Origin of the sequence: Staphylococcus sp. HMSC062A01, assembly GCF_001836805.1 — a bacterium.
Lineage (GTDB): Bacteria > Bacillota > Bacilli > Staphylococcales > Staphylococcaceae > Staphylococcus > Staphylococcus haemolyticus.
Map to the genome: position 1 here is coordinate 129,593 of NZ_KV830617.1, position 10,617 is coordinate 140,209.

The window sequence follows — 10,617 nt, forward strand, 5'->3', positions numbered from 1 at the left end:
TTTAATGCCTGAAAATCATATGAGTTTAGTTAATAAATAATTTTAGTATGATTGTAACAACTAATAATACGATGAGGATTAAATCAATACCTACCATAATTGTAAAACGGGTTGATTTCTGTCCTTGCGATTTAGCTTGTTGCATCGCTTTGTAATTTGGCACTAAACTAAGAATAAGTAAGACAATTATTAATATAATTCCTATTGTGACAGACATTAATTTGTACCTCCATTTCGTTTGTCAATCCATTCCCAAATAAAACCGGCTGCTAGGCCAATGATAAGCCCTGCAATAATTCCAATTTCAAGTGTAAAAAAGATTCCACCTATAATTAAGCAAACAATTAAAGAGATGGGTAACGTAATGCCAAATTTAAGTTTGCGTTCATCTGAATTGAAAATCGTAAATATAGCTAAATATAATAAGAAAAATGTTAGAGTTGCGATAATCGTTCTTATTATTAGTGGATTAACTGTATCATGCTTGGCACTGAAATAATTTAATAGGAAGAAGACAATGCCAAATATTATAGAAATTTTAACGCTCTTTTTTAATAATGACTGCATTCATTAATTCTCCTTTTACCTAACAGTAAAAATCTATCAAAAGTATATCACACTCTAAATCGATTTTTTACGAAACATTAAGCAATACATTTCTATCGAACTGATTATATGCAATAGTATAAAATGATTTTTATTTGTAAAAGTGAAATGTTTCAATAAAAAATATTGTGAAAAATAACTCGTTTTTATTAATGAAAACGTTGTAAAATCAATGTTTTTTAAAGTTTGAAAATAGTAATCATAACATTAATGGAAGCGATTTCAAAAATTTGTAAAATTTATGTTTTAATTTTGTCAAATTATAGTATAATGACTTCATTAAGGTAAAGAAACTTTTAAGGGAAAAGAAGGAAAGCAAAAGAGGGTTTTCTGAAAGACAAAAGTATTCGAACCTTAGATTTAATAGAGATGGGGTTATTTTAATGGATAACAATGAATTACATAGGGGGCTAAATGCACGTCAGATTAGAATGATCGCACTTGGCGGTACTATCGGTGTTGGTTTATTTATGGGAGCAACTAGTACAATTAAATGGACTGGTCCATCAGTTATTTTTGCGTACTTAATTGCAGGTATCTTTTTATTCTTAATCATGAGAGCAATGGGAGAAATGATTTATTTAAATCCAACTACTGGATCTTTCGCAACATTTGCAAGTGATTACATTCACCCTGCTGCAGGTTATATGACGGCATGGAGTAATATATTCCAATGGATTGTAGTAGGTATGAGTGAAGTTATTGCAGTCGGTGAATATATGAACTATTGGTTCCCGAACTTACCTCAATGGATTCCTGGTGTGGTTGCAGTACTATTATTACTAGCAGCTAACTTGACTTCAGTAAAAGCATTCGGTGAATTTGAATTCTGGTTTGCAATGATTAAGGTTGTAACGATTGTATTAATGATCATTGCAGGTTTTGGTTTAATCTTCTTCGGTATTGGTAATGGTGGCCATGCGATTGGTATCTCTAATTTATGGTCTCATGATGGATTTATGCCAAATGGATTTGTAGGTTTCTTCTTTGCATTATCAATTGTTATTGGTTCTTACCAAGGTGTAGAATTAATTGGTATTACTGCTGGTGAAACTAAAGATCCACAGAAAAATATCAAAAGTGCGGTAAATGGTGTTATCTGGCGTATTTTGATTTTCTACATTGGAGCGATTTTCGTAATTGTTTCTATCTATCCTTGGAACCAATTAGGTGAAATAGGAAGCCCATTCGTAGCTACATTTGCAAAAATTGGTATCACATTTGCAGCAGGATTAATTAACTTCGTTGTATTAACAGCAGCATTATCTGGATGTAACTCAGGTATCTTTAGTGCAAGTCGTATGATTTTTACATTAGCACAAAAAGGTCAAATGCCTAAAATTTTTACAAGAGTAATGAAAAATGGTGTACCATTCTACCCAGTATTAGCCATTGCTTTAGGTATCTTAGTTGGTGCATTATTAAACGTTATTCTTCCTTTATTTATTAAAGGTGCAGATAGTATTTTCGTATATGTTTATAGTGCATCTATTTTACCGGGTATGATTCCTTGGTTTATGATTTTAATTAGTCATATTCGATTCAGAAAATTACATCCTGAAAAAGTTGAAGGACATCCATTTAAGATGCCTGGCGGTACATTTGCAAGTGCAATTACGATTTTATTCTTATTAGTCGTATTAGTAGGAATGTTATTTAACAAAGAAACAGTTATTTCTGTAGTGATTGGTATTATCTTCTTAGCTACGGTAACTGTATACTACTTCGTTCGCGGACACCATAAAAATGATGGATTCCGAAAAGTTAGATAAAATACTAAATAAATCATATTATAAATCATCAACACATTATTCAAACTAAACTAAGGCACAAAGTACTTTGATTCATGTTTAAAAGAGGTTGAGACAATAACGTTGTCTCAACCTCTTTTTGTGATAGTTATTACTTAATAACAGATTAACTGTGAATAACTTAGGTTAAAAGAAGAATAATAAACCTTGTTCATATTCATTACCTTCTATATGTCTTGATTTTTAATAGGAATCTTAATGTTTAAATTCCACATTAGATAGGTATTTTCGATAATTATCAAGAGCCATTTTAGATTGTGTGATGAAGTCTAATGACGATTCATAGTTCAGTGCGATATAACGATAGAAAAGAACATCAATGGTAAACATTTGCGCAAATAAAGAAGTTGTCGCACCCATACGTAATTCATTTTCGTCTGAATGTCCATATGTCAGAACAATGTCAGAATGCTGAGCTACGTGATTATGCTCTGAACTTGAAATTGTAATAATAGGGATATTATAATCCGACACAACTTTCACCATTGCACGAAGTTCACTTTGATCACCATTATTAGTTATAAATACAACGCAATCTTCTTTATCATGCGTAGACAACATGGTTGTGAATAAATGAGTTTCTTGAACGAGTTGGACATTGAGCCCAATTCGAGATAATTTTTGATATAAATCTGTCGCACAGACATATGATGCACCATAACCAAAGATAAAGATGTTATTTGCACGTTTAAAATGTTGGCATATGGTATCAATCGTTGTGTTATCTGCAAATGTAGAACTTTTTTGAAGTGCTTCTTCTGCACGATGATAAAGTTTCTTTTTTAAAGTATCTACCGATTCATTGTTAAGCAATTCTATCTTATAAGGTGTTTGTTGTTTTGGAAATAACATCGCAAGTTGTGATCTAACTTCATGAAAACTTTGATTAATCAATTTTTGGCTATATCGATTTAACGTTGAAACACTCATTTCAAGTTCTTTAGCAATCTCTTGATTCGACATGCTAATAACTTTATATGGTGAGTTTAATATAAATCGTGATAATTTCTTTTCATTTTTAGAAAATGAAGCATAATTTTCGTCGATTAAATATAAAATGTTTGTCATCTAATCACCTAGTTTGTTTAAGTTTCTCATTTCTTTAGTCGTACCGAAGAAGTATGTGAAAATAAAGCCAGCTAGGTACGCAGATAATAATCCTATGATGTAACCTAAATATTTTTGATGGGCAATTAACGGTAATAATGAAATGCCACTAGGTCCGATAGCAGTGGCACCTATATGACCAATGCCACCTATAACTGCACCACCGATGCCACCACCAATACATGCTGTGATGAATGGACGACCTAACGGTAAGGTAACACCGTAAATAAGCGGTTCTCCAATTCCTAAGAATCCGACTGGTAACGCACCTTTAATAGCATTTCTTAAAGTAGTATTGTTTTTACATCTTACCCAAAGTGCTAATGCAGCCCCAACTTGGCCAGCACCAGCCATAGCAGCAATAGGTAACAAATATGTTGCACCTGACTGATTTATTAATTCAATGTGTATTGGGGTAAAAATATGATGCAATCCTAACATAACCAGTGGTAAGAAAAATGCACCTATAATAAATCCGCTAAATATGCCACCTACACCAATAACCCAATTCACTACGCCTACTAATCCATCAGAAATAAATCCAGCTATAGGCATAAAGAAGAATATGGTTAGTAATCCTATGATAAGTAATGAAATTGTTGGCGTCACTATAATATCTATAGCATTGGGAACTATTTTATGTATTTTTTTCTCAATTATACTTAATAACCATACCGCTAAGATCACTCCTATAATGCCACCTTGTCCAGCTATTAAGGGTTCACCAGTAAATACATTTTTAATTGGATTATCTTCAGTAATACCTGTTAATAAAGTCGTACCCCCAATAACACCACCTAAGCCTGGTGTTGCACCGAATACTTTTGCTGCATTAAAACCAGTGAAAATAGCTAAATAGGCTAACATGCCATCTTTGATGACATTTAATACGGCCACAAGTTGTTTTACCCAATCAGCTGAAATGGTACCAGCAGTTATAAAATTATTCAATACAGCTGCAATACCACCAATAAGTCCTGCTCCTATAAATGCGGGTATGAGAGGTATGAAAATATTAGCAATTGACTTTAAAATTGTATTCATTTTACTTTGTTTACGCTTTTGTTGGAATTCACGTTTATATTGTTTTGCTTGATTTTTAATATTTGACGTGTTGCTACGATGGGGGATATCTTCACCTAATTGAACACCACTTAGCTTTACCATTTCTGCGGATACTTTATTTACCGTTCCAGGTCCGACTACAATTTGAAGTCGCTCATCTTGTACGACTCCGAGCACGCCTTCTATGTTTTTAAGTTTAGGATAATCAACTTGTGTCTCATCGTTAATTTTGAGGCGCACACGTGTCATACAATGGATAATGTTGTCCACATTATCAATGCCACCAACCGCATCTAAGATGTGATGAGCCAATTGTTGTTCCTTATTCTTATTCATATCATTGCCTCCTTAAGATTGAATTGCTTTTTTTACAATGCCATTATTATTTACGAGTCTTGATTGAGCATCGCTTTTAGTTGTGTTACATAAATTCATAACGATTGCAATTTTAATATCATTGTCGGCTTTTATATAGAGTTCTTGAGCTTCTTTAAAAGTTAAGCCACAAATCTCTTCGATAATATGTATGGAACGTTGTTCAAGTTTGTAATTTGTCGCTTTTAAATCGACCATCAAGTTATCATAAACTTTACCAACACCAATCATAGTCATTGTTGATATCATATTAAGCACAAGCTTTTGAGCGGTACCTGACTTTAAGCGAGTAGACCCTGCTAATACTTCTGGACCAACATTGACTTCAAGTGCATGGGAAGCGACAGTACTAATGTCACTATTCGTATTGCAAGAGAGGGCAACAGTCAGTGCACTTATTTCAGTCGCATATGTTAATGCCCCTTTAACATAAGGTGTGCGACCACTTGCCGAAATACCAATAACGACATCTTTTTCATTTAAATGGATTGTTTTCAAATCAGTTATTCCCATTTCATAGTTATCTTCAGCACCTTCAATCGCTTCAGTCATAGCTTGCTGCCCTCCAGCAATTAAGCCAATTACTTCATTAGGATGCGTATTGAAAGTTGGAACACATTCAGCTGCATCTAATACACCTAAACGACCACTTGTACCAGCTCCTATATATATTAGACGTCCACCATCTCGAAAACGGGTAATTGTTTGTTCGATTACTCTGTTTAACTGGGGTAAAATAGGTTCAATTGCTTTAGCTACTAGTTGATCTTCTTTATTCATTGTTTTTAAAGCATCTAAAATCGACATTTCATCTAAATGCATTGTTTGTATGTTTCTGCTTTCAGTAGTTAAATGTTCCATTAGCGTTTCTCCTTTTCAGTAATAAATTCAAATGTGTCACCAGGTTGTATTAAATCAATAACGACTTTATCTTCATCACATATCGTTGCTACATGATTAATCGCCTTATGATTAGGCAATTCTGTTTTAATCACTTGTAGCTCACCTTCGTAACGTTGATTAAGTGAATTATCAACCGTGACGTCTCCCTTATAGCGATAATAATTGAAGTTATTGGTTGGAGGAATATTTACTTTAGTTAATCTAGAATACTTGGAGCGTATTACATTCTCAGGTGCATCCAAACGAGATGTATGTTGTTTGAAAATGAGTTGTTCATATGATTTGTCAAAAAAAGATAGACGAAGTTTGAAATGACGGTGATAAATCATCTGCTGTAATGCAACTGCTTCTGCATAGTTGATTGCAGTATCACCAATAAGAATATAATCCAAGTTATATTTTAATAGTGAATGTGCAGATTGAAGTAATGTCATGTGTCTATGTTGTTCAATGGTAGGAAGTCCTTTATACAATGGACCTCTCAATGTAGTTCCAGGAATAAAAGCCATAATTGAGGCATGCTCATCATATTTTCTAATGAGGTTATTTTGTTCTTCAAAAAGGTTTAAAGCTAAACCTGTATCAGGTCTGGGATAATAGTTATGACAAAAATAGACTTTAGGTAATGATTTTTGATTATAAAGTGTATCCAAAATTTCAGTAGTGATAGTACTGGCATTTAGACAACACTGTAAATTATGATGAAATAAATCTGCAATTAAATCATAATTAAAATGATCATCAATTCTAATAACAAAGTTTCCATTAGAAAATTGATCGAAAAAACGATAAACATTCTGATTCAGTAATGATGGATTTATATCAATAATGTAGGTTACCGATTCATCTTTTAGCAATTGGCATAATTCTCCCAAATATGTCAATTTAGTTTGATCGTTTTCCTCAGGTATTTGTAGTGATGTGAAAATAACGTCGTAACCGAGATCAACCATATTTAATATGTATGATTTGTTTAATGGTTGACCTAAATAGACTGAGAAACCTAGCATATGAATCCTCCTAATTACTGTAATCACTTACAATTATAGCGTTTCACGTTTTTTATTACAATTTACATATATATTATATAATTTTTATAATTAATTGCTTAAGCGACTTGGGTAATTAGTTGAATTGAAGGAGATAGTTGAAGCGTTTATTACGCTATTAAAAAAATTATGGATTAGATATTGAAATTGCAAATGTGATATACGAGGTTCACTTACTTATATTCATTTAACAAATAAACTAATGTTTGATGCAATTGGTCTTGACGTTGTTGTAAATCAACTAATATCGTCCCTTGATGGAATTCGTGTAGTGGTTTTAGTGATAGATCATTTAATAATTTATAATAGAATTGATCTGATTGCATCGAGAATTTAGACTTGGAGTTATTAGTACTGTTTTGAAGGGTTAACGGTAAACTGTCAGTAAAATTTTTAATGGATGTGTTATACGCTTCTATTTCTCTATTTAAAAATCGATTGTCCATTAAATAGTAATACCTTATTTTTTCAACGTGAGTGAGTAAAATTATGAGTTGTTGACGCATTATTGTGGATTGAAGCATATTCAATGCAACTCCTTGAAGATATTAAATTGTAGAAGAGGTATGAATGAGGAGAACCAATCGAGAAAATTATTCAGTCGTCTCGATTGGATTTAAAAATTGGGTATAATTATCGATAGATATGTCATAAGTTTTAATGGTCTTTTCAAAGGAATAAGAAATGTCATAAATATCAAGTACTGGTAATTCTCTTGTTCTTCCTAAACCGATTTCATAAATAATTGATAGCCACTCTCCATTACGACATAGTAAACCAATGAATATGACATTCTCGGCAATAGTGTCTTGATTATCAATAAAGTCAATCAACATAACATTTCGTTCAGAACTATAAATTAAAATGTCTGCAAATAGATGGGGTAATGTTATTTGTTCTGTATCTTCAAACTTAATTAAATTAGTCATTTGGTTTAGTGATTTACGAACACGAGTATTAGGAATATTGATAATCTGATTAATGATAGATTGAATCTCATTAGTGTATGGTAATGTTGAATAGGATTGGCTTTCTATTAAGGTAAGATACAGAGATAATAGCTGCTGTTCAGTAAAATTTAATTTTATTTTATCTTCAGATTTTTGAATCTGATATCCACCATTTTTGCCTTTATGAGCATATATTTGAACACCTTGATTTTCTAAATCGACAATGTCACGACTAATTGTACGAACAGAAACATTTAAGTGTTGCGCCAATTCAGATGCATTAATTGTATGACCTTGTTGTATTAATGAAATAATTTGATTCTGGCGATCTAATTTCTTCAACATAAACACCACCTATAACCATTACATATTACATTAATTATAACATAACACTGCGTATGAAGACATTTTCAGTACTTTAGTAGATTATGCGTGTAAAATTAAACATTTTTTATTAGGAAAACGCTTACAAAATTAAATGATTTATGCTATTATAATATTTGTAACAGGGGAGAACGAATTCAAACAAAGGGGTAGAAGCTATATAACAGATAGCTTGTTGTGAATCGTTCAAGTTACATCGAAAACATCTTCAATATTTATTACTTACTTTCCTTTCTATTTGTCGGCTAGCAGATGACTAGCCGATTTTTTGTGTCTTCATTTAAAAATTCCTATGACAAATATGAGCAGTAAGATACAATAAAGTGAAATAGATAGTTGAGGTGAAATCATGCAAAACAAACTTCATAATATAGATGCGCATATCATGGATTGGTTAAAACATCTCGATGATGTTATTCCCAATTTGATAACAGATATGATTACTGACACTAAAATAAATCGATTTGATTTAGTTACAAATGTAGATAAACAACTTCAAAATAAATTTGAAGCGTATTTAGCTGAACACTTTCCAAGTCACCAATTATTAGGTGAAGAAAAAGATAATAGCATGATTCGGCCATATGAAGGGCATTTATGGATTATGGATCCAATTGACGGTACAGCTAATTTAGTAAAACAGCAAGAAGACTATTGTATTATCATCGCATATTTTGTTGATGGCGAACCTAAACTTTCTTATATATATGATTATCCTCACGATAAATTATATAAAGCAATAGCGGGTGAAGGTGCATTTGTTAATGGGCAACAATTGGTGGCACCTAATGACTTAAAATTGCAAGACGCTATTATCTCTTTTGGGACTCAATATATAAATGATGATACAAGCAAAGCATTATACGATGCTTCGTTCAGTGTGAGGAATATTGGTTCATGTGGTTTAGATTCAGTAAGAGTGATTAAAGGACAATTTGGTGCTCACATTAATACAAACCCAAAGCCATGGGACATTGCAGCACAATTTTTATTTGCGAAAGAATTAAATTTGAAAATGACTCAATTAAATGGCGAACCGTTAGACTTTGCTAAGAGTGGCCCTTTCATTATTAGTAATCACGGATGTTACAAAGATATACTAGCTATTATTAATCGAAATGGCGGGTATCATATTTAATAATATTGATAGCTGTTTTATGAAAAGTTACTTCTTAAGTCGTATAGAAAGTTAATCATTTTAATATATAATAATTATATTAATTCATAAAACAGAATAGGAGTGGTAGGATGCGTAGATCGCATAGACGAATGAGCCTGCCCGTTAAAATAATTACATGGTTTATAGGAATATTAGTTGTTTTAGCAATAGTTGCGTCAATTTTTGTAGTAGCTAGTATTTTTATTACAAGTGGTAAGATACATAATCCTTTAAACAGACAATATTCAGAATTGAGATCGAAAAATGTAAGTTTGTCAAATGGTGATCCATTTACTATTGCATTATTTGGTGTAGACTCAAATGCTCAACGTAAAAGTGAGAATGACGGTGAAAGAAGTGACACAATTATGCTTCTTTCTATTAACCCTAAGAAACAAACTACTGAAATTGTAAGTGTACCTCGTGATACACAAGCTGAAATTGTAGGTAAAGGCACGACTGAGAAGATTAATCATGCATATGCTTATGGTGGACCAACGATGGCTGTTAAATCATTAGAAAAATTAATGAATGTTCCTATTGATCATTATGGGACAGTTGATATGGATGGGTTACATGATATGATTGATGCTTTGGGCGGTGTGAATGTTACTAGTAATGATACTTTCACCACTAAAGGAACTAAATTTGTAAAAGGTCAATCAACTCATGTGGATGGAGATACTGCAATGGCCTTCATACGTAGTCGTAAAGAGGAAGGTGCTGGAGGAGATTTTGGCCGTCAAGAACGACAACAACTTATCCTTCAAGCAATGGCTAATAAGATGACAAGTACTTCGGCGCTCACGCATTTTCCATCATTAATTAATCAGATCCAGAAAAATGTTAAAACCGATTTAACATTGAGTGACATGAATGATATTAGAATGAATTATAAAAATGCTAATACAACTGTAAACCGACATCAATTAGAAGGTCAGGGTGGTATTCAAGACGATGGATTGTGGTATTTCATACCTAATGACGATTCAAAGCAAAGTGCCACAGAAATATTGAATAATAATTTACAAAATTAAATTTTTAATGCAATAGACGTTTTTACTTTAGCTGTTATTACTAGGATTTTTATAGAGGTAGGACAATGAGAGAGAAATCATTTCAGTCCTATCTCTATTTTTATTTTTTTAAATTGTATCTGAATTTAAGTTAGTTTTTTTGGCTCTATAATAAATTGGACTGATGACTAA

11 protein-coding genes are annotated in these 10,617 nt (G+C 32.3%); 3 read left to right on the forward strand and 8 right to left on the reverse strand.

Annotated features, from left to right (window positions below; translation table 11 throughout):
• Positions 1-25: 25 nt before the first annotated feature.
• On the reverse strand, positions 26-217 hold the full coding sequence (locus HMPREF2715_RS04845; protein WP_011275061.1) for a hypothetical protein: 192 nt from the start codon (positions 215-217) through the stop codon (positions 26-28).
• Positions 217-567 (reverse strand): hypothetical protein, encoded by a 351-nt coding sequence (locus HMPREF2715_RS04850; RefSeq protein WP_053022200.1) that lies wholly within the window; start codon positions 565-567, stop codon positions 217-219. Before HMPREF2715_RS04850 ends, HMPREF2715_RS04845 begins: the two co-directional genes overlap by 1 nt.
• A gap of 422 nt (positions 568-989) precedes the next feature.
• Here HMPREF2715_RS04850 and HMPREF2715_RS04855 point away from each other — a divergent pair, with 422 nt between their 5' ends.
• Positions 990-2,378 carry an amino acid permease gene (locus tag HMPREF2715_RS04855; protein WP_070582006.1) on the forward strand — a complete coding sequence of 463 codons (1,389 nt, stop codon included), beginning with the start codon at positions 990-992 and terminating at the stop codon, positions 2,376-2,378.
• A gap of 234 nt (positions 2,379-2,612) precedes the next feature.
• Here the strand turns inward: HMPREF2715_RS04855 and HMPREF2715_RS04860 are convergent, their stop codons facing one another.
• The 6 genes from HMPREF2715_RS04860 to HMPREF2715_RS04885 all read right to left on the reverse strand — a co-directional run bounded on the left by HMPREF2715_RS04860 (position 2,613) and on the right by HMPREF2715_RS04885 (position 8,208).
• The gene (locus HMPREF2715_RS04860; RefSeq protein ID WP_070582008.1) at positions 2,613-3,485 is read right to left on the reverse strand and encodes a MurR/RpiR family transcriptional regulator; all 873 of its coding nucleotides are present in this window, start codon (positions 3,483-3,485) and stop codon (positions 2,613-2,615) included.
• Entirely contained in the window at positions 3,486-4,925 is a 1,440-nt protein-coding gene (locus HMPREF2715_RS04865) for a PTS transporter subunit EIIC (protein WP_070582010.1), read from the reverse strand. It abuts the gene before it with no gap.
• A gap of 12 nt (positions 4,926-4,937) precedes the next feature.
• On the reverse strand, positions 4,938-5,825 hold the full coding sequence (gene murQ / locus HMPREF2715_RS04870) for an N-acetylmuramic acid 6-phosphate etherase (protein ID WP_070582011.1): 888 nt from the start codon (positions 5,823-5,825) through the stop codon (positions 4,938-4,940).
• Entirely contained in the window at positions 5,825-6,877 is a 1,053-nt protein-coding gene (locus HMPREF2715_RS04875; RefSeq protein WP_070582012.1) for a MupG family TIM beta-alpha barrel fold protein, read from the reverse strand. Before HMPREF2715_RS04875 ends, murQ begins: the two co-directional genes overlap by 1 nt.
• A gap of 212 nt (positions 6,878-7,089) precedes the next feature.
• Positions 7,090-7,440: a hypothetical protein gene (locus HMPREF2715_RS04880; RefSeq protein ID WP_037549883.1), complete on the reverse strand. Its 351-nt coding sequence runs from the start codon at positions 7,438-7,440 to the stop codon at positions 7,090-7,092.
• 69 nt (positions 7,441-7,509) lie between these two features.
• Positions 7,510-8,208, reverse strand: a complete 699-nt coding sequence (locus HMPREF2715_RS04885; protein ID WP_029376664.1) for a helix-turn-helix transcriptional regulator — start codon at positions 8,206-8,208, stop codon at positions 7,510-7,512.
• 388 nt (positions 8,209-8,596) lie between these two features.
• On the opposite strand from HMPREF2715_RS04885, the gene HMPREF2715_RS04890 reads away from it, so the two are divergent.
• Together HMPREF2715_RS04890 and HMPREF2715_RS04895 are read left to right on the forward strand one after the other, a co-directional pair.
• The gene (locus HMPREF2715_RS04890) at positions 8,597-9,388 is read left to right on the forward strand and encodes an inositol monophosphatase family protein (protein WP_370591711.1); all 792 of its coding nucleotides are present in this window, start codon (positions 8,597-8,599) and stop codon (positions 9,386-9,388) included.
• Positions 9,389-9,498: 110 nt separating this feature from the next.
• Positions 9,499-10,446 carry an LCP family glycopolymer transferase gene (locus tag HMPREF2715_RS04895; RefSeq protein WP_070582013.1) on the forward strand — a complete coding sequence of 316 codons (948 nt, stop codon included), beginning with the start codon at positions 9,499-9,501 and terminating at the stop codon, positions 10,444-10,446.
• Positions 10,447-10,617 lie beyond the last annotated feature (171 nt).

Coding starts and splice junctions, on each gene's coding strand:
- HMPREF2715_RS04865 (WP_070582010.1), bottom strand. CDS start 4,925: ATGAATAAGAATAAGGAACAACAATTGGCTCATCACATCTTAGATGCG.
- HMPREF2715_RS04855 (WP_070582006.1), top strand. CDS start 990: ATGGATAACAATGAATTACATAGGGGGCTAAATGCACGTCAGATTAGA.
- HMPREF2715_RS04850 (WP_053022200.1), bottom strand. CDS start 567: ATGCAGTCATTATTAAAAAAGAGCGTTAAAATTTCTATAATATTTGGC.
- HMPREF2715_RS04880 (WP_037549883.1), bottom strand. CDS start 7,440: ATGCTTCAATCCACAATAATGCGTCAACAACTCATAATTTTACTCACT.
- HMPREF2715_RS04875 (WP_070582012.1), bottom strand. CDS start 6,877: ATGCTAGGTTTCTCAGTCTATTTAGGTCAACCATTAAACAAATCATAC.
- HMPREF2715_RS04860 (WP_070582008.1), bottom strand. CDS start 3,485: ATGACAAACATTTTATATTTAATCGACGAAAATTATGCTTCATTTTCT.
- murQ (WP_070582011.1), bottom strand. CDS start 5,825: ATGGAACATTTAACTACTGAAAGCAGAAACATACAAACAATGCATTTA.
- HMPREF2715_RS04895 (WP_070582013.1), top strand. CDS start 9,499: ATGCGTAGATCGCATAGACGAATGAGCCTGCCCGTTAAAATAATTACA.
- HMPREF2715_RS04845 (WP_011275061.1), bottom strand. CDS start 217: ATGTCTGTCACAATAGGAATTATATTAATAATTGTCTTACTTATTCTT.